Consider the following 18,321-nt stretch of genomic DNA (forward strand, 5'->3'; position numbering starts at 1 on the left):
TTTCAATCATTGCCAATTAGCGAATCTTTAAAGTAATTACAGGCAGTGGGGGTTAATAGGGTATTTTATATATTTGGCAGGTATGAATAAAATGAACATTGCATTGGTTGCCGGTGGTTACAGCGGCGAGTATGAGGTATCCCTGAACAGTGCAAAAAACATAGCGGCCAACCTGAATGCGGATGTATATAACGTTTATACCCTTCTTATTAACCGCGACCACTGGATTTACCAGGCCGAGCATGAAAACATTGCCGTTGACAAAAATGATTTCAGCATTACGATAGCCAATCAAAAAGTGGTGTTTGATCTGGCCTTTATCACCGTGCATGGTACCCCCGGCGAAGACGGTAAGCTGCAGGGGTATTTTGATATGCTGGGCATACCTTATAATACCTGCGATGCCACCACCTCGGCCATTACCATGAACAAGGCTTACACCAAAACCATTGTACACAGCATTAAAAGCCTGTACACGGCCCGTTCCATGCAGTTGTTCCGTAAGGATATACATGATGTGGCTACCCTGGCCGCTGCGTTGCATTTTCCTTTATTTGTAAAGCCTAACAATGGGGGCAGCAGCGTAGGCATGAGTAAAGTGCATAACATGGCAGCCCTGCCCGCCGCACTTGAAAAAGCCTTTCACGAAGACGAACAGATACTGGTAGAGGAGTTTATCCAGGGCCGCGAGTTCAGCATCGGTATAGCGCGGCTTAACGGCAAGATCATCGTACTCCCGCCAACCGAAATTATCAGTTCGAAAGAGTTTTTTGATTATGAAGCCAAGTATACGCCCGGCGTAACGCAGGAGATAACACCTGCCAACATAGAACCGGACAAACTAATTGAAATTGAAGCTATTGTAAGAGAGGTTTACCTGCGCCTTAACTGCCGGGGCATGGTAAGGGTAGATTTTATTTTGCAGCAAGAAACCGGCTATTTTTATTTCATTGAGGTGAATACTACACCCGGCCAGTCGGCTAACAGCCTCATTCCGCAGCAAGTGAGGGCGATGGGCATGCAGGTAAGCGATTTTTATGCTGCACTTATTGAGGGTTCATTCGGCCACTAACCTGCTAAACAGAATAGTGCCTGATGATATCGTCGGGCACCTTTGCGCCTCTGCCCGTTTTCATGTCAATCATGGTATAATCAAACCAGCCGTCGCAGCACACCTTTTGTGTAGCTTTGTTTTTTATGGTGAAGGCCACGCGGCAGCCTTTGTCATTTATTTCGGCAATACCGGTACGCACTAAAAAGTAATCGCCCATCAGCAGGGGTCGCTTGTAATTTACATTAGCGGTTTTAACCACCCAGCCAAAGCCGCGTTCCATAAATTTTTCCATCGGCATACCATACCCGGTGTCCATCTGCTCATAGCGGGCGGCCAGCACATAGTCGAAATACTTGCTGCTGTGCACGTGCTGAAACATGTCGATATCATCGGGCCGAACGCGGTGCTCGGTTTCAAAAGTGGCGTATGCGGGTTGATTTTCTTCCATTTGATCTAAATTGATTAAACATGAAAGTAAAAACAATTACTATTGTTTATAATAACGAAATTCACTTTCATTTTAGGCAATGACGATACAAGATAAACTACCCCGGTTACTACAATTGGGTGTACCGGCCAAAACATTAAATTACTACCGGGAGCCGCACCGGTTTTATCATACCCTTGCGCATCTTGATGATCTGATTGACCAGCTGCATCAGCGCAACCTCGATAACAACCCGGCATTGCTGCTGGCAACTGTTTATCATGATGTTGTGTACAATCCACAATCCGGCACCAATGAAGAAGATTCAGCACAATATTTTGAAGAAACGTTCACTGGCGACGAAACATTGAAATCTGAGGTTCGTCAAATCATACGGGATACCAAAACACATCAGGCATCTACAAACCTTTCTGCTATATTTTGTGAAATTGATTTGGACATTTTAAACCGTCCTTTAGGTGAGCTTATCAAGTATGAACATCAGATTTTTAAAGAATTTCAATTTGCTGATCATACTTTGTATCAAAGCAAGAGAGTTGAGGTATTGAAGCAGTTACGCCAGCAAGTTGACAACAAAGATTTAGATGCACTCATTATTTATGTAGAAACCCGGCAACCGCACATCGCTGTATACCCGGGCAGCTTTAACCCTTTTCATAAGGGACATTTAAATATTTTGCAGAAAGCCGAGCAAATATTTGATAAGGTGATTATTGCCCGCGGCATAAATTTACAAAAGCAGGCACCTGCATATCAGCTTCCGGGCGTGTTAAATTACCGGCAATGTACCGCCTACAATGGCCTGCTTACTGATTACACAGAAAGCTTAGGTTACCCGGTTACCATCATACGTGGTTTGCGCAACGGTACTGATTTGCAATATGAACTGAACCAGTACCGCTACCTGCAAGACCTGAGCCATAAACCGCTGAATATTGCATCTATTTTTTGCGACCCTGAGTTTGAGCACATTTCCAGTTCGGCCATACGGCAACTGGAAAGTTATGGCAAGGCAGCCGGTTACCTGCTGGAGTAGGTACATCAAGCTAATCAACAGTAAGCAGTGCTTGTTTTTATAGAAGAATATTGTTACCTTCGCGCACAATTAATTCAATTTATTTACGCTTTAATATTATTCAGGTAATGTATTTAAGTAAAGAAGCGAAAGCTGAGATTTTCGCACAACATGGTAAGAGCGCAACCGATACCGGTTCTGCTGAAGGACAGGTGGCCTTGTTCACCACCCGTATTGCACATTTAACCGGCCACTTAAAATCAAACCGTAAGGATTTCGGTACCCAGTTATCACTGCAAAAACTGGTAGGCAAGCGCCGCGCACTGTTAGCTTACCTGTTCAAAAAAGACATTGAAAGATACCGTGCTATCATCAAAGCTTTATCGCTGCGTGATATCATTAAATAACGCTTTCCAGTTTTTAAAAAAAGCCATTTCTACTTGTGAAATGGCTTTTTTACTTTTGTTATCACCAGAAATTACATAAACAACCGGTGCGCTCCTAAAGATGAAAAGCGCATCATAATTAATTAAAAATGAGTTATAATGCAATTAAAAAGGTATTCGATATAGGTGACGGCCGCACCATTGAGATCGAAACCGGTAAACTGGCCAAACAAGCCGATGGCTCGGTAGTGGTAAAAATGGGTGATACCATGCTGCTGGCTACTGTAGTATCATCGCCCGAAGCTAAAGAAGGAATAGATTTTCTTCCCTTGTCAGTAGACTATCAGGAGAAATATGCGGCAACCGGCCGTATCCCCGGTGGTTTTCTGCGCCGCGAGGCACGTTTATCAGATTATGAGGTTTTAATTTCACGCCTGGTAGACCGCGCCCTGCGCCCCCTGTTCCCGGAAGATTATCATGCAGATACCCAGGTGATGATTTCACTGATTTCTGCCGACAAAGATATTATGCCTGATGCACTGGCAGGTTTAGCTGCCTCTGCTGCTATTGCGGTATCAGATATTCCTTTTAACGGGCCTATCTCCGAAGTGCGTGTAGCAAAGATTGACGGTAAGCTGGTCATCAATCCGTTGATGAGCGATTTAGAGCGTGCTACTTTAGAATTTATCGTAGCCGGTTCTGAAAACGATATTAACATGGTAGAGGGCGAATGTAAGGAAATACAGGAAGCCGAAATGGTGGAAGCCATTAAATTTGCCCATGATGCCATCAAAATTCAGGTACAGGCGCAAAAAGAACTGGCTGCCGAAGTTGGTAAAACCGTAAAGCGCACCTACAGCCATGAGCACAGCAACGAAGAACTGAAAAAGGAAGTTTACGAAAAAACTTACGATCAGGTTTATGCCGTGGCCAAATCTGCCTCTGCCAAAGATGAGCGTAGTGCAAAATTCAAAGAAATACGCGATTCTTACATTGGTACTTTAGGCATTGATGCTGATGATATCACCAGGCATCTGGCAAAAAAATATTTCCACGATGTGCAGTATGATGCCATCCGTAACCTGGTGCTGGATGAAGGTATGCGTTTAGATGGCCGCAGCACAACCGAGATACGCCCCATTTGGAGCGAGGTAAGCTATCTGCCTTCAGCGCATGGTTCTGCCGTATTTACCCGTGGCGAAACACAGGCATTAACCAGCGTTACCTTAGGTGCTAAGGATGACGAGCAAATGATTGACGGTGCATTTATCAACGGCTATCAGAAATTTATTTTACACTATAATTTCCCCGGCTTTTCTACCGGCGAGGTTCGCCCTAACCGGGGAGCAGGCCGCCGCGAAATTGGCCATGGTAACTTGGCGCAGCGTTCGTTAAAACGTGTACTGCCACCGGAAGAAGCAAATCCTTATACCATTCGTATCGTTTCTGATATTTTGGAATCTAACGGTTCTTCCTCAATGGCTACAGTGTGCGCAGGTACATTGGCGCTGATGGATGCCGGTATAAAGATCTCTGCGCCGGTATCAGGTATCGCCATGGGCTTGATTACCAACGCTGAAGGCAGCAAGTACGCCGTACTGTCTGACATTCTGGGTGATGAAGATCATTTAGGGGATATGGATTTTAAGGTAACCGGTACTGAAAAAGGTATAGTGGCCTGCCAGATGGATTTAAAAATTAATGGCCTTTCTTATGAAGTTTTGGCAAAGGCTTTAGACCAGGCCAAAGCCGGCCGCCTGCATATTTTGAACGAGATGAGCAAAACCATCAGTGCACCACGCGAAGATTACAAGCCGTTTGCGCCACGCATTGTTCAGTTAAAGATTGATAAGGAATTTATTGGTGCGGTGATTGGCCCCGGTGGTAAGATTATCCAAGAGATGCAACGTGAAACCGGTGCAACCATCAATATCGAAGAAGTGGGCAACCAGGGTATCGTTCAGATATTTGCTGCCAATAAGGATGCCATTGATGCCGCGGTTTCGCGCATTCGTGCCATTGCATCAAAGCCGGAAGTTGGTGAAGTGTACGAGGGTAAGGTGAAAACCATTATGCCATTTGGCGCTTTTGTGGAAATAATGCCCGGCAAGGACGGCTTGCTGCACATTTCTGAAATTGACCACAAACGCCTCGAAACCATGGATGGCGTATTTGAGGTAGGCGAAACGGTGAAAGTGAAACTAATGGATGTGGATAAGCAGGGTAAGTTAAAACTATCCCGCAAGGCGCTTATTCCAAGGCCTGCCCGTCCTGATCGTCCCGAGGACGCACAGCGGTAAACTAAAAACGTTTAATTAACTATTGATAAACAATAACCCTCATTTTTTAGGGTTATTGTTTATTTAATAGCACTTAATGTCATGTTTAACATCTTATAAGATATGTAAGTCAAACCAACAAACGTTCTATCCGATCTACTGCTGAAAAACATGACATCTTATACCAATGATCCGCTGGATTTTTTGGACAAAAACGCAGCTGGTACCAACAGCAATCAAGCTGACTTGATCCAGGCGTTACTGTACGAAATCATCAGGGTGAAAGAATTAATTAAATACTACGAAGCTATACCGAATGGCGCCGGCCAGCTGGGCGCTTCCATACTTACCGAACTGGTATCGGAAGCCTACAACTCACTGGTGAATTATGATACCGAACTGATGCGGAAATATTACGATCTGCTTCAGCATTGTGATTGAGTTTGCTGCAACTTAATATTCTGCTTTTTACTTCCGGTTACCGGCAATGTACCTATATTTGAAGGCATGAAGCCTTTAATTTCGCCCTCTATATTAGCTGCTGACTTTGCAAACCTGCAGCGCGATGTAGAGATGATCAATCAAAGTGAAGCCGACTGGATTCATGTTGATATTATGGACGGCGTATTCGTACCCAATATCTCTTTCGGTTTCCCGGTGATACAGGCCATAAAAAAACATGCCACCAAGCCGCTGGATGTACACCTGATGATTACCGAGCCCGACCGTTACCTGCAGCAATTTGCAGAAGCGGGCGCCAGCATAATTACTGTACACTTCGAAGCTTGCACGCACCTGCACCGCACGGTACAGGCCATTAAAGATCTGGGTTGCAAAGCCAGTGTAGCGCTTAATCCGCACACCTCGGTTTATCAGCTGGAAAGCATATTGTCTGATCTGGACATGGTGCTTATCATGTCCGTTAACCCCGGCTTTGGCGGTCAGAAGTTTATTAACGCCACCTACCGCAAATTGCACCAGCTTACCACCATGTGCAGCGAGTACCGGCCCGAATTATTGATTGAGGTAGACGGTGGGGTAAACCTGCAAAATGCACCGGAGCTGATAGCCGCAGGCGCAAACGTACTGGTTGCCGGTAATTCGGTTTTTGCAGATGCCAACCCAAAACTGGCTATTGCAAATCTTAAACATTCGGAGTAAAAAGCAGTAATCCCTTCATTTGGATAAAAAACCACCCGTTTAGCAGGTTAAATGTTTAAATTGGGCCACTGTTGCACAGCTATAAGCAAAAGTAAATACTAAACTAATATTGTTGCATATGAAACACAATTTTGGGGCAGGCCCCGGAATATTACCGCAGGAAGTACTGAAGCAAGCCGGCGAGGCCGCCGTAGATTTTAATGGCATTGGCTTATCCATTCTGGAGATCTCTCACCGCTCTGCCGAATTTGAAGCAGTGCTTGAAGAAGCCATCAGCCTGGTTAAAGAACTGCTTGAGGTGCCCGAAGGCTATTCGGTATTGTTTTTACAGGGCGGTGCCAGTACGCAGTTTGCTATGGTACCATATAACTTACTGCCTGCCGATGGAAAAGCCGCCTACTTAGAAACAGGTGTTTGGGCTAATAAAGCTGCTAAAGAGGCCAAGTTTTTTGGCAGTGTACAAATAGTGGCCTCCTCAAAAGAAGCCAACTTTACTTATATACCTAAGGACTTTGAAATACCGGCCGATGCCGCTTACTTTCATATCACTTCAAATAATACCATTTATGGTACACAGTTACAGCAGTTTCCGGCTTCACCTGTTCCGTTGATCTGTGATATGTCGTCAGACATCTTTAGCCGAAAGATTGATGTAGCCGATTTCGGCCTGATCTATGCCGGCGCTCAAAAGAACATGGGCCCGGCTGGCGTAACGCTTGTTGTGGTAAAGGATGACCTGTTGGGTAAATCAGGGCGCAGCATACCGGCCATGTTTAACTACCAGGTGCAGGCAGAGGGTGGCTCTATGTACAACACGCCGCCTGTATTTGCCATTTATGTATCTATGCTTACACTGCGCTGGTTAAAAGCCAAAGGTGGTGTAGCGGCTATACAGCAGGAAAACGAGGCTAAAGCACAGGCGCTGTATACCGAAATTGAGCGCAACTCTTTGTTTAAGGGCGTAAGCGTACCTGATGACCGTTCCCATATGAACGTTTGCTTTGTGGCAGCCAACGCAGAACACGAAGACCCATTTTTGAAACTATGCGATGAAAAGGGTATCGTAGGCATAAAAGGCCACCGAAGCGTAGGTGGTTTCCGAGCCTCCATCTATAATGCCTTGCCGCTAAGCAGCGTACAGGTGCTGATTGATGCGATGCAGGAGTTTGAAGAGAACTGTATCACCGGTTCTTTAGTTTATTAAGTAAGATTTTCAGGCCTAATGAACTAATAGACCAGTGAACCAATAAATCAAAAAATGATTAGAATATTAGCCAATGATGGCATTGACCCGGTGGGTAAGCAAATGCTGGAAGAAGCCGGGTTTGAGATAGATACTAACACCATACTGCAGGCTGAATTGCCTGAGAAACTACAGCAATACGATGGTATTACGGTACGCAGCGCTACAAAAGTCCGCAAGGAATTGATTGATGCCTGTCCCAACCTGAAACTGATTGGCAGGGGAGGCGTAGGCGTAGATAACATTGATGTAGATTATGCCCGGCAAAAAGGGATAGGCGTATACAATACGCCTGCTTCTTCATCGTTATCCGTAGCCGAGCTGGTGTTTGCCCACCTGTTTACAGGCGTGCGCTTTTTGCAGGATAGTAACCGTAAAATGCCCGTTGATGGGAGCACGAAATTTAATGACCTGAAAAAGGCCTATGCAAAAGGCATAGAGCTGCGCGGCAAAACGCTGGGTATAGTAGGGTTTGGCCGTATTGGCCGCGAGGTGGCAAAAATTGCGTTAGGTATAGGCATGGAGGTTCTGGCATTCGACTTGTATCCTTTCAACCCGGAACTGGAGTTGCAGTTGGGCGGCAATGTGAAGGTTACGATACCGGTTAAATCGGCCTCTGTTGAAGAAATCATTGCCCAAAGTGATTTTATCACCCTCCACACGCCATTCATTGACAAGCCATTGCTGGGTGCCGCCGAGTTTGAACAAATGAAGAAAGGCGCAGGAGTTATCAATGCTTCACGTGGCGGCTTAATTGACGAAGCAGCCCTAATCTCAGCCTTAGACAGCGGTAAGCTATCTTTTGCCGCGCTGGATGTGTTTGATAATGAGCCCGCACCAAGTGAGGCCATCTTGAAGCATCCTAAAATTTCCTTAACGCCGCATATCGGCGCTTCTACCAACGAGGCCCAGGAACGCATAGGCGTTGAACTTGCTACGCTGATTATTGACCATTTCGCAAAGCAGGAAGAATAAGATTAGACACTGTTTTTAACTAAGAAAGCCTTTTGGTATCAACCAAAAGGCTTTCTTAGTTAAAACATATTAATCATAAATCTATAACAAATATTTCACGCCTTTTTCTGGTATAGTAACCGGGTAACCTTCGGCTTCCAAACTGCTGGCTAACGTTTGCATGCTGCTTTCCTCGCCATGCACCAAAAATACTTTCTTTAAGTGATCCGTAGTTTGTTGCTTCACCGTATTCATTAAATCCTCATGGTCACCATGTGCGCTTAATAAGTCGGTTTGCTTTATGGTAGCATAAACAGCCAGTTCACGGTCTTTGATATGAACGATAGGATCGCCGCGCAGCAGGCGATGGCCTAATGTACCCTTGGCACAGTAACCGATAAATAATATCGTGCAGTAATAATTCTGGATATTATAATATAGGTGATCCTGTATGCGGCCACCTTCCAGCATACCTGCCGAGGATATGATGATGCAAGGCTCAAAGTAGTTTGAAATCTGTTTGCTGTCCTTTAAATTTTCAACATAGGTAAGGTTTTCAAATTCAAATTCGTCACCGCTATGCTGGTAAAATTCCTGTGCCTCCTGGTTTAACAGGTGATGGTGTTTGCGAAAAACCCGGGTAGAAGCTACCGCCAGCGGACTATCTACAAACACCTTAACCGGCGGTAAAAGCCCTTCGGTAAAAATTTTGTTAAGCGAGTACACCAGCGACTGTGTACGCCCAATGCTGAATGCCGGGATAATCATGCGGCCCTGCTCTTTAATGCAAGCTTTATCAATCATTTCCACCAGTACATCTTCAATAGTTCTGCCTTTGGTGTGCATGCGGCCCCCGTATGTACTCTCGGTTACCAGGTAGTCAACCTCCGGCAAAGTTTGCGGATCATTGAGTACAGGGTAATTTTTACGCCCGATATCGCCGGTAAAGGCAATTTTCTTTTGCCCACCCTCATCATTTATGGTAAGTATTGCCGCTGCCGCACCTAACAAATGCCCTACCGGAATAAACGTAAGTTCAATGTCGTCCTTAATTTTAAAGGGTTTGTTAAAGCCAATGGTAACAAAGCGTTCAACCGTATCCATTACATGCTTTTGCAGGTACAGCGGCTGCTGGCTGCCACTGTTAAATTTACTCCTGCCGTGCTTGCGCTTTTTGTGCTGCTTATGCATAAAGATGCTCACCGAATCTGTTAGCAGCAGTTCTGTTAAATCAGCAGTAGGAGCCGTGCAAAGTATCTGGCCCTCAAAACCCAGGCGTACCAGGGTAGGTAAATTACCCGAATGGTCAATATGCGCATGGGTTAGTATCACCACATCAATATTGGCGGGATCAAAGGGAAAGCCTTCGTTAGCCTGTACATTGCGGTCCTTCTCATAATCCAGTCCGCAGTCGATGAGTATTTTGTAATGATTAACCTCCAGTAAGTGCATACTGCCGGTTACCTGTCGGGCTGCCCCGTGTATAGTTAGTTTCATTATAGATGTACCCCCAAGCCCCATAACAGGAGAGGGCTATTACTTTATGTTTAATGTTTTTTTGCTACAACGAAGCAAGCGAACTGTTTTCAAACTGTAACTGGCTCAAATAACGGTATAAGCCGGTTTGCTTGCTCATTAGTTCCTGGTGCGTACCGCTTTCTGCAATAATACCCTTATCCAGTACCAGTATCTTATCAGCCTCACGTATGGTAGATAAACGGTGTGCAATGATAATTGAGGTGCGGTCCTTCATCAATTCTTCCAAAGCTTCCTGAACTAAGCGTTCTGATTCTGAATCCAGTGAAGATGTGGCCTCATCCAGTATCAATATCGACGGATTTTTAAGCAATGCACGTGCAATAGCAATGCGTTGGCGCTGGCCGCCCGAAAGCTTAACGCCGCGTTCGCCTACAATCGTATCATAGCCTTCAGGAAAAGAGGTGATGAACTGGTGTGCGTTGGCGCGCCTGGCCGCCTGCTCAATTTCTGCACTATCAGCGTTACGCTTACCATAGGCGATATTTTCGGCAATGGTGCCGCCAAACAGCAACACATCCTGCGGCACTACCGCAACCTGGTTACGAATATCAGTTAACTGGTATTCAGCAGCAGATTTCCCATCAAATAACAGTTCGCCGCTTTGCGGATAATAAAACTGTAAGATGAGCGCCGCCATGGTAGATTTACCTGAACCGCTTGGCCCCACAATTGCCACTTTCTGGCCGGCTTCTGCCGTAAATGATACTTGCTTCAGTACTTCAATCTCCGGCCGTGAGGGATAATGAAAGCATACCTCATTAAAGGTCAGGTTCCCCTGTATCGTTTGCTTGATCTGGTTATCGCTTTCCTGTATGGATATGGCCTCTCCCTGTTCGGCTAAAATCTCCAGTACACGTTCGCTTGCGCCTACCGCTTTTTGTACATTGGCATATTGCTCGGGCAGGCTGCCCATAGCGGTGGCAATAAACAGCGAGTAGAGAATAAAGGTAGTAAGATCGCCAATTTCAAAACCGTTATCATGGTGGCTAACCAATACCAAGCCGTACCAGATAACAGCTACAATGGTACCGAACAGGCAGAAAACGATGAAGGAGGCAAATATGCCCCGAAACCTCGCACCCTTTACCGCAATGTTAACTACTTCTTGCAGGTTCTTGTTATACCGGCTGGCCTCAAAGGCTTCATTAACAAAGGCTTTAACGCTGGCTATACCTTGTAAGGTTTCTTCTACAATAGTGTTTGACTCGGCCAGTTTATCCTGAGCCTGGCGGGACAGCTTACGGATAAAGCGCCCGAAGAAGACAGCAAAAGCGATCATTACCGGCAATATCAGCAACAGGGCAAGTGTGAGCTTAGGGGATAGTACAACGAGTAACGTAATGCCACCGATCATTAAAATGAGCTGCCGGATAACCTCAGCCAGCGTGGTGGTAACCACATCCTGAATTTGGGACAGATCGGCCGAAATGCGGCTGTTCAGTTCACCCACCCTCCGGTTGGAGAAAAAATTCATGGGTAAGGTAACCAGCTTAAAATACGTATCCCGGCGAATGTCGGCAAGCGATTTTTCGGCCACCTGTACAAACCAAACCACACGAAAATACGATACGAACGCCTGAACAAATAATACGGCGAAAGCCAGCAGGCCAATTCCCTTTAAGGTAGAGGGCAGCCAGTGATTAACCGGTTTACCCTGGGCCGCATTAAAAAGCGCACCAATAAGCGCCGGAAAAGCCAGCCCCACCAGGCTCGACAGGAAAAGGAAAAACATGCCGGCTGCAAACTTGCTGCGATAAGGGCGCAGGTAAGTAAGCAGTTTGCGCAGGTTTTTGATGCTGGTTTTATTGAGTTTAGCTTTTGGTAATTCGGCCTCCGCCGTATTACCACTATTTAATCGAGCTCTTGCCATTAATACGTTTTATATAAACAAAGACTACAAATGTACATCATGGCAGAGGCGAATAGCAGTAACTGCATGAAGTTTACGCAGAAATGAAACTATAATTACAGCACAACGAAATTATGTGTTAATCCTATAAAGTACAGATTATCAATATAATAAATAGTATTATCTACTGAAAATCAATAATTACACTATCGCCCAGATTCAGCCCCAACAACCCGCTTGCCTTGCCTTTATTTATGGCAATCTCCAGGTGGTCGCTAATGCCGAACAAACATAGTTTTTCTCCCTCGTCTACTTCGTTATAGTGCCAGCTGAGTTGGGTAATGGTTTCATTGCGTTTAAAATACAGGGTAAAACGCCGGCCCTGTTGTACCCGGTTAAAAAACTCTTTGGTAATATTGGTAATGGCATTCTGAAATATATCAATGTAAATCACCATGCCCTTAATCAGGTTCCGTTCAATAACCGGTTGCAGGTCCATTTTACGTTCCATGCCTTGCACCGGTATGCCAATCTGGGTGAGGGCCTTGCCCTTGGCCAGGTGGCAGGCCGCCTTGGCAAATACGTCGGCCAGTGGAAAGTGCACAAATTTCATATCCTGCATAATGGTGATCTCTACCATCTGCTCCGGCGGTTCATTAAAAATCAGGGAAAAGATGCCGTTATCCGCCCCGATAAAATAATGGTTATGATAGCGGATGGCCAGAAAGCGGGTGTAATCATTAAACACGGTATCAACGCCAATTAAATGCACAGTATCATCCGGGAAATAATGATAGCTGTTTTTAATAATAAAGGCGGCTTGCTGAATGTTGAATAATGCTACCGAATGGGTAATGTCAACAATATTGGCATCGGGCAATAACCTGTAAATATTACCTTTCAGGGCGGCCTGATAAATATCTTTATCGCCCAGATCGGTGGTTAATGTTATTATTGCCATTACAGATTCTGAATATTTATTGCTAATCTTGTATCAGAGATTTGCGGATGCAAATATTCAACTTTTCGAATTAAAAACCGTTAACTAAATAAAATCAGTCCTGTTGAACGAACTAAAAATATCTGTTGAATCTGTGAATCCTGCGGTGCTGTGGGGTGCAAATAATGACCATTTCGAGATCATCAAAAAGCAGTATCCCAAGCTCAAAATGGTAGCCCGGGGCAGCGAATTGAAGGTGCTGGGCGATGAAAATGAATTGAGTGTATTTCAGGATAAATTCGGCCTGCTGCTGCGCCATGTGGAGAAGCACGAAAACCTGAACATAACCGATTTAGAGCGCATACTGGGGGCGCAACCCGGCGCGCTTGTGCAGCCTGAAGCGGATAATGAAAAGCCTGGCAGTGGCAGCGAAGTAATTGTATACGGCCCTAACGGCATCTTAGTTAAAGCACGCACGGCCAATCAGCGCCGCATGGTAACCAGTATCAGCAAAAATGACATTATGTTTGCTATCGGCCCGGCCGGTACCGGTAAAACCTATACAGCGGTAGCACTGGCAGTAAGGGCGCTTAAGAACAAAGAGATCAAGCGCATCATACTCACCCGTCCTGCCGTTGAAGCCGGCGAAAACCTGGGTTTTTTGCCCGGCGACCTGAAGGAAAAAATTGACCCCTACCTACGCCCGCTATATGATGCGCTGGATGATATGATACCGGCCGAAAAGCTGAAAACCTACCTGGAGAACCGTACCATAGAGGTGGCACCATTGGCCTTTATGCGCGGGCGTACGCTGGACAACTGCTTTGTAATTTTAGACGAAGCCCAGAATGCCACCGATATGCAGCTCAAGATGTTCCTGACCCGTATGGGCCCCTCTGCAAAGTTTATTGTAACCGGTGATGTTACCCAGATCGATCTGCCTAAAAAGCAGCAATCGGGTTTGCATAATGGCTTGCGCATACTGTCAGATATCAAGGGCCTGGAGATTATATATCTGAGCGGAGAAGATGTAGTAAGGCACAAACTGGTTAAACGCATATTAGAAGCTTACGGAGATATACAATAACATTATTGACTTTAATGGCGGTTTATCGACTTTTATGAACCCGGCATTCAGCTAATTTTAAGTTTTACCTCAAAAAAGACGCTTCATCAGCAACCTAACTCATGAAGGAAACTACTTTCAATTTTCCGGGCCAGACACAGTTTTATAAAGGCAAAGTGCGCGATGTATACACCATTAATAACCAGTATATGGTGATGGTGGTTTCTGATCGTATTTCGGCTTTTGATGTAGTGTTGCCGGAGCCCATACCTTTTAAAGGACAAGTATTGAACCAGATTGCGGCTTACTTTTTGGAAAAAACCGCCGATATAGTACCCAACTGGGTGATCACCGTTCCGCATCCGTCTGTTACCATTGGCCGGATGTGTGAGCCTTTTAAGGTAGAGATGGTGGTGCGCGGTTACCTGGCCGGCCATGCCTGGCGCGAGTACAAAGCCGGAAAGCGGCTATTGTGCGGTGTTAGCCTGCCGGATGGTTTAAAAGAAAATGACAGATTGCCCAACCCCATTATTACGCCTACTACCAAGGCGGCAGTAGGGCATGATGAGGATATTTCAAGGGAAGATATATTAAAACAAGGCATAGTATCCGAAGCGGATTATATACAACTGGAGAATTACACCCTGCAGTTATTTGCCCGTGGTACTGATATAGCAGCCGAACAAGGGCTGATCTTGGTAGATACCAAGTATGAATTTGGCAAAGCTAACGGTAAAATCTACCTGATTGATGAAATACACACGCCTGATTCATCCAGGTATTATTACAAGGACGGCTATGAAGCGCGACAGCAAATGGGGCAGGAGCAAAAGCAGTTGTCTAAAGAATTTGTAAGGCAGTGGCTTATTGAAAATGGGTTTCAGGGTAAAGACGGACAGCAAATTCCGGAGATGACACCCGAAAAGGTAACATCCATAGCTAACCGTTATATTGAATTGTATGAGCAGATTACCGGCCGTACATTTAACCGTAACACTCAGGGCAGCACTGGCATTGATATGGAGCAGGCCATTAATGCCGCTTTGGCACAACTATAATTTTATTGTGCTTAATTTTTTATAACTTAGCTTCATAAATACTACAGGAAAGACATGAAATTTACAGTTGATAAGCATGAGAAGTACGTTTTGATTAAGCTGAACGAATCAAAGCTAAACTCGCTGGTAACACCGCAACTTAAATCGGAGCTCATCTTGCTTAATGCCGAAGGGCAGAGAAATATTATATTAGACCTGTGCCAGGTAAAGTTTGCCGATTCATCAGGCCTGAGCAGTTTACTGGTTGGCCATCGCCTCTGTAAGAATGCCGAAGGCGTATTTGTACTGGCTTGTTTAAATGATTCGGTATCGCGCCTGGTAACCATATCGCAGCTCGATAATGTTTTGAGTATAGTACCTTCTACCGAAGAAGCTATTGACCTCATTTTTATGGAGGAAATAGAAAAAGAGTTAAAAAAAGAAGCAAAATAAGCAAATCGGGTGTTTACCTTAAATGAAGTTTGAGGTCACCATACTGGGCAGCAGTTCTGCTACCCCTATTTATAATAGAAACCCTACGGCTCAGGTGCTTAATATAAATGAGCACCTGTACCTTGTAGATTGTGCCGAAGGCACCCAGCAGCAAATGCTGCGGTTTGATGTAAAGCCGAGCCGCATTGATCACATCTTCATCAGCCACCTTCACGGAGATCATTACCTTGGCCTGATGGGCCTTATCTCTTCTATGCATTTAAACGGCCGCAGAAAGCCGCTGCAAATTTTTGGCCCCGCTCCGCTGAAAGAAATTGTTGACCTCCAGTTTAAATTTTCGGAAACCACGCTGCGTTACGAGATAGTGTTTACGGCCACTAATCCTAACGAAGCTCAAATTATTTTAGATAACCCTGATGTAACAGTAGAAACCATTCCGCTGGATCATCGTATTGCCTGTACTGGTTTTTTATTTAAGGAGAAAAAGCGTTTACGGAAAATCATCAAAGAAAAAGTAGCCGGGCTTGATGTGCCGGTAAGCCACTACACCTTATTAAAAAAGGGATTTGATTATGAAGCGCCCGGAGGTAAACTGTACCGGAATGATGAGTTGACCACTGCTCCGGGCGAGCCGAAATGTTATGCCTATTGTTCAGACACTCTATATAACCAGCAATATTTTAAGCAGATAGAAGGCGCTTCACTATTATATCACGAAGCTACCTTTTTACACAACCTTTTAGAGCGTGCTAATGAAACTCACCATACCACTGCTTTACAAGCAGGTGAGGTAGCCCTTAAAACGCGCGCTCACCGCCTGCTGATCGGCCATTTTTCGGCAAGATATAAATCCCTAAACGAAATACTGGATGAAGCTAAGAGCGTTTTTCCGCATACCGAACTGGCCATTGAAGGGAATACTTATGAAGTGTAACTCATAATAATGAAATATACACAACATAAAAAAGCCCTTGATGATAAATTCACCAGGGACTTTTTATACATATCGTAATCCTTAATCGTTACTTTTCTTTCCGCCAAATACCGAAAAGCTAACATAACGCTTTGGATGAGCTTTCAGGTCAATAAACAAACTGTTCAGGTTGGCAGAAGCGTTATTTAAGTTTTGATAAATCTTATCATCATTAAGCAATAAGCCCAGGCTGCCTTGCGGACTATTAATTTTTGCAATCGTGGCTTGTAAATCGGCCATGGCTTTGTTGGCATTATTAAGCGTTTGCCCAATGTTAGCGCGTGCAATTTCGTTACTTACGTTTTCAAAATTACGTGAGATGCCGGTAAGGTGAGAAGTGCTGTTCTTTAAATTCAAGGCTGCACCATTTGCATTTACCAGTATGGAATTAAGGTTGCTGGTTTGTGCACCTATCAGGCGGTCAATCTTTTTGGTAGTACCCTCTAAAGTTTGCAACGAATTGGCTATACTGTTAAAACTGCGATCAACATTATGCTGAAAATCAGGGTTCAGTATCTTATTTATGGCGGCCAATGAAGAATCCATCTTAGAAATCAGCCGCTCGGCCTTTTGCTGCACCGGCTGCAAGCTTTCTGCCAGGCTGCCTTGTATATCTGCCTGTAGGGTATCCTGGTCTTCGGCCATCTCTTTGCTGTTGCCTAATTGAAATACAACGGCCTTACTACCCAGTAAATCTGTACTTGCCAGCTTTGCCAGCGTATTGGCCGGAACGCTGTAATCGTGATTGATCTTAAACTCAACTACCGTATGGCCGTTAGGTAACAGGCTCATTTTTGAAATCTGCCCGATTTGAAAGCCGTTGACCAATACAGGTTTAGAAACGGTTAAGCCTTCAACACTTTGGTATATGGCATAAAAACGGTTTGATTTTGAGAATACATCGTTGCCGCGCAGGTAACTGTATCCTAATACCAGTATCACAATGCCGACAACTGTAAAAATTCCGATTTTGGTTTCGTTAGATATTTTCAAGGTAATGTAAATTTAGTATTCAAATGTTGCTAATGCCGAAGTAAAACATCAATTAGCAGCGGCCTGCTCCACTTCTTTTTTGTACTGTTTGATTGCTCTAACAATCGAAGCAACGATTTCGTTTTGCCCTTGTTCAGAATTAAGATATTCTTCATCCTCGGGGTTGTTGATAAACCCGGTTTCCACCAGCACGGCAGGCATGCCGCTGTTGGCAAGTACATGCAGGCTTTGCTCCTTAACGCCATTACTGCGCCGGCCATCATTGTTTACAAATTCGTCATTAATCAGGTTAGCCAGATGAATGCTTTGCTTTCGGTATTTATCCCTGAAGGCGTTCAGCACCAAACCTGTACTGGGATCATCGCTTGTGTTATAATAATCCTTGTAGTTTTTTTCCTGGTAAATAGAAGCATTTTCACGTATAGCTTCCAGCTGCTCGCCGGTACGTTTAAAACCGTACACCAGCAGCAATACACCTTTACCCGAACGATTATTAACTCTTACGCTACGCCCGTTTACCATCCGCCTGTTATCGGGCAGTGAGTTGCAATGTATTGAAATAAACATATTGCCATGCTGATGATTGGCAATTTCTGCACGTTTATGTAACTCTATAAAGTTGTCATCGGTGCGTGTCATAACTGCGTTTACTTCAGGTATGTCTTTTTCTATCGCCGTCTGCAATTTTTCGGCTATGGCAAGCGTTACTTTTTTTTCTGTAGAATAACTGCCATAAGCACCGGGATCATGACCGCCATGCCCGGCGTCAATAATAACCGTTTTAAATTTAAAGCCTGCGTAAGCAGCAGTATCGCCACGGGCAGTAGTTTCTGTTTTGAAAGAACATAGTGTAAACAAAAGCATCAATGCAGCTAAACCGCAAATCAATCTTTTTAAAGCCTTATTTTTCATTATTTTTGGATGCCGTTAA

Annotated in this window: 18 protein-coding genes; 12 read left to right on the forward strand and 6 right to left on the reverse strand. The window is 44.7% G+C overall.

The features are described 5' to 3' along the window. Window positions 1-82: 82 nt before the first annotated feature. Window positions 83-1,072: a D-alanine--D-alanine ligase gene (locus tag ACY652_RS16550; RefSeq protein WP_462265490.1), complete on the forward strand. Its 990-nt coding sequence runs from the start codon at window positions 83-85 to the stop codon at window positions 1,070-1,072. A 4-nt stretch (window positions 1,073-1,076) separates the two neighbouring features. Here the strand turns inward: ACY652_RS16550 and ACY652_RS16555 are convergent, their stop codons facing one another. After that, on the reverse strand, window positions 1,077-1,502 hold the full coding sequence (locus ACY652_RS16555; RefSeq protein WP_462265491.1) for an acyl-CoA thioesterase: 426 nt from the start codon (window positions 1,500-1,502) through the stop codon (window positions 1,077-1,079). A gap of 79 nt (window positions 1,503-1,581) precedes the next feature. On the opposite strand from ACY652_RS16555, the gene ACY652_RS16560 reads away from it, so the two are divergent. From ACY652_RS16560 to ACY652_RS16590, 7 genes are all read left to right on the forward strand, one after another. Beyond that, window positions 1,582-2,538 (forward strand): adenylyltransferase/cytidyltransferase family protein, encoded by a 957-nt coding sequence (locus tag ACY652_RS16560; protein ID WP_462265492.1) that lies wholly within the window; start codon window positions 1,582-1,584, stop codon window positions 2,536-2,538. A gap of 107 nt (window positions 2,539-2,645) precedes the next feature. Continuing rightward, window positions 2,646-2,924 carry a 30S ribosomal protein S15 gene (rpsO, locus tag ACY652_RS16565; protein ID WP_462265493.1) on the forward strand — a complete coding sequence of 93 codons (279 nt, stop codon included), beginning with the start codon at window positions 2,646-2,648 and terminating at the stop codon, window positions 2,922-2,924. A 128-nt stretch (window positions 2,925-3,052) separates the two neighbouring features. Continuing rightward, window positions 3,053-5,203, forward strand: a complete 2,151-nt coding sequence (gene pnp / locus ACY652_RS16570; RefSeq protein ID WP_462265494.1) for a polyribonucleotide nucleotidyltransferase — start codon at window positions 3,053-3,055, stop codon at window positions 5,201-5,203. A gap of 150 nt (window positions 5,204-5,353) precedes the next feature. Next, the gene (locus tag ACY652_RS16575; protein WP_462265495.1) at window positions 5,354-5,623 is read left to right on the forward strand and encodes a hypothetical protein; all 270 of its coding nucleotides are present in this window, start codon (window positions 5,354-5,356) and stop codon (window positions 5,621-5,623) included. A 66-nt stretch (window positions 5,624-5,689) separates the two neighbouring features. Next, window positions 5,690-6,343, forward strand: a complete 654-nt coding sequence (rpe, locus tag ACY652_RS16580) for a ribulose-phosphate 3-epimerase (protein ID WP_462265496.1) — start codon at window positions 5,690-5,692, stop codon at window positions 6,341-6,343. A 118-nt stretch (window positions 6,344-6,461) separates the two neighbouring features. Beyond that, the gene (gene serC, locus ACY652_RS16585) at window positions 6,462-7,547 is read left to right on the forward strand and encodes a 3-phosphoserine/phosphohydroxythreonine transaminase (RefSeq protein WP_462265497.1); all 1,086 of its coding nucleotides are present in this window, start codon (window positions 6,462-6,464) and stop codon (window positions 7,545-7,547) included. 54 nt (window positions 7,548-7,601) lie between these two features. After that, window positions 7,602-8,561 (forward strand): D-2-hydroxyacid dehydrogenase, encoded by a 960-nt coding sequence (locus tag ACY652_RS16590; RefSeq protein WP_462265498.1) that lies wholly within the window; start codon window positions 7,602-7,604, stop codon window positions 8,559-8,561. A gap of 81 nt (window positions 8,562-8,642) precedes the next feature. Here ACY652_RS16590 and ACY652_RS16595 read toward each other — a convergent pair whose 3' ends face one another. The 3 genes from ACY652_RS16595 to ACY652_RS16605 form a co-directional block, all read right to left on the reverse strand. Further along, entirely contained in the window at window positions 8,643-10,037 is a 1,395-nt protein-coding gene (locus ACY652_RS16595) for an MBL fold metallo-hydrolase RNA specificity domain-containing protein (protein ID WP_462265499.1), read from the reverse strand. Window positions 10,038-10,101: 64 nt separating this feature from the next. Next, a complete protein-coding gene (locus tag ACY652_RS16600) occupies window positions 10,102-11,949 on the reverse strand; it encodes an ABC transporter ATP-binding protein (RefSeq protein ID WP_462265500.1) in 1,848 nt (615 codons plus the stop codon). A gap of 163 nt (window positions 11,950-12,112) precedes the next feature. Then, the gene (locus ACY652_RS16605; RefSeq protein WP_462265501.1) at window positions 12,113-12,889 is read right to left on the reverse strand and encodes an SAM hydrolase/SAM-dependent halogenase family protein; all 777 of its coding nucleotides are present in this window, start codon (window positions 12,887-12,889) and stop codon (window positions 12,113-12,115) included. Window positions 12,890-12,992: 103 nt separating this feature from the next. Here ACY652_RS16605 and ACY652_RS16610 point away from each other — a divergent pair, with 103 nt between their 5' ends. From ACY652_RS16610 to ACY652_RS16625, 4 genes are all read left to right on the forward strand, one after another. Next, window positions 12,993-13,955 carry a PhoH family protein gene (locus ACY652_RS16610; protein WP_462265502.1) on the forward strand — a complete coding sequence of 321 codons (963 nt, stop codon included), beginning with the start codon at window positions 12,993-12,995 and terminating at the stop codon, window positions 13,953-13,955. Window positions 13,956-14,056: 101 nt separating this feature from the next. Beyond that, a complete protein-coding gene (locus ACY652_RS16615; RefSeq protein ID WP_462265503.1) occupies window positions 14,057-14,992 on the forward strand; it encodes a phosphoribosylaminoimidazolesuccinocarboxamide synthase in 936 nt (311 codons plus the stop codon). Window positions 14,993-15,046: 54 nt separating this feature from the next. After that, a complete protein-coding gene (locus tag ACY652_RS16620) occupies window positions 15,047-15,424 on the forward strand; it encodes an STAS domain-containing protein (RefSeq protein WP_462265504.1) in 378 nt (125 codons plus the stop codon). A gap of 22 nt (window positions 15,425-15,446) precedes the next feature. Beyond that, window positions 15,447-16,358 (forward strand): ribonuclease Z, encoded by a 912-nt coding sequence (locus ACY652_RS16625; RefSeq protein ID WP_462265505.1) that lies wholly within the window; start codon window positions 15,447-15,449, stop codon window positions 16,356-16,358. A gap of 81 nt (window positions 16,359-16,439) precedes the next feature. On the opposite strand, the gene ACY652_RS16630 is transcribed toward ACY652_RS16625, so the two are convergent. After that, window positions 16,440-17,390, reverse strand: a complete 951-nt coding sequence (locus ACY652_RS16630) for an MlaD family protein (RefSeq protein WP_462265506.1) — start codon at window positions 17,388-17,390, stop codon at window positions 16,440-16,442. 48 nt (window positions 17,391-17,438) lie between these two features. Then, window positions 17,439-18,302, reverse strand: a complete 864-nt coding sequence (locus ACY652_RS16635; protein ID WP_462265507.1) for an N-acetylmuramoyl-L-alanine amidase family protein — start codon at window positions 18,300-18,302, stop codon at window positions 17,439-17,441. Window positions 18,303-18,321: the final 19 nt, after the last annotated feature.

The organism is Mucilaginibacter sp. (assembly GCF_965200995.1).
Classification (GTDB): domain Bacteria; phylum Bacteroidota; class Bacteroidia; order Sphingobacteriales; family Sphingobacteriaceae; genus Mucilaginibacter.

Bases quoted from the DNA above. Each gene is read 5' to 3' on its own strand.
- ACY652_RS16550 (WP_462265490.1), top strand. From the start codon at position 83: ATGAATAAAATGAACATTGCATTGGTTGCCGGTGGTTACAGCGGCGAG.
- ACY652_RS16555 (WP_462265491.1), bottom strand. From the start codon at position 1,502: ATGGAAGAAAATCAACCCGCATACGCCACTTTTGAAACCGAGCACCGC.
- ACY652_RS16560 (WP_462265492.1), top strand. From the start codon at position 1,582: ATGACGATACAAGATAAACTACCCCGGTTACTACAATTGGGTGTACCG.
- rpsO (WP_462265493.1), top strand. From the start codon at position 2,646: ATGTATTTAAGTAAAGAAGCGAAAGCTGAGATTTTCGCACAACATGGT.
- pnp (WP_462265494.1), top strand. From the start codon at position 3,053: ATGAGTTATAATGCAATTAAAAAGGTATTCGATATAGGTGACGGCCGC.
- ACY652_RS16575 (WP_462265495.1), top strand. From the start codon at position 5,354: ATGACATCTTATACCAATGATCCGCTGGATTTTTTGGACAAAAACGCA.
- rpe (WP_462265496.1), top strand. From the start codon at position 5,690: ATGAAGCCTTTAATTTCGCCCTCTATATTAGCTGCTGACTTTGCAAAC.
- serC (WP_462265497.1), top strand. From the start codon at position 6,462: ATGAAACACAATTTTGGGGCAGGCCCCGGAATATTACCGCAGGAAGTA.
- ACY652_RS16590 (WP_462265498.1), top strand. From the start codon at position 7,602: ATGATTAGAATATTAGCCAATGATGGCATTGACCCGGTGGGTAAGCAA.
- ACY652_RS16595 (WP_462265499.1), bottom strand. From the start codon at position 10,037: ATGAAACTAACTATACACGGGGCAGCCCGACAGGTAACCGGCAGTATG.
- ACY652_RS16600 (WP_462265500.1), bottom strand. From the start codon at position 11,949: ATGGCAAGAGCTCGATTAAATAGTGGTAATACGGCGGAGGCCGAATTA.
- ACY652_RS16605 (WP_462265501.1), bottom strand. From the start codon at position 12,889: ATGGCAATAATAACATTAACCACCGATCTGGGCGATAAAGATATTTAT.
- ACY652_RS16615 (WP_462265503.1), top strand. From the start codon at position 14,057: ATGAAGGAAACTACTTTCAATTTTCCGGGCCAGACACAGTTTTATAAA.
- ACY652_RS16620 (WP_462265504.1), top strand. From the start codon at position 15,047: ATGAAATTTACAGTTGATAAGCATGAGAAGTACGTTTTGATTAAGCTG.
- ACY652_RS16625 (WP_462265505.1), top strand. From the start codon at position 15,447: ATGAAGTTTGAGGTCACCATACTGGGCAGCAGTTCTGCTACCCCTATT.
- ACY652_RS16635 (WP_462265507.1), bottom strand. From the start codon at position 18,302: ATGAAAAATAAGGCTTTAAAAAGATTGATTTGCGGTTTAGCTGCATTG.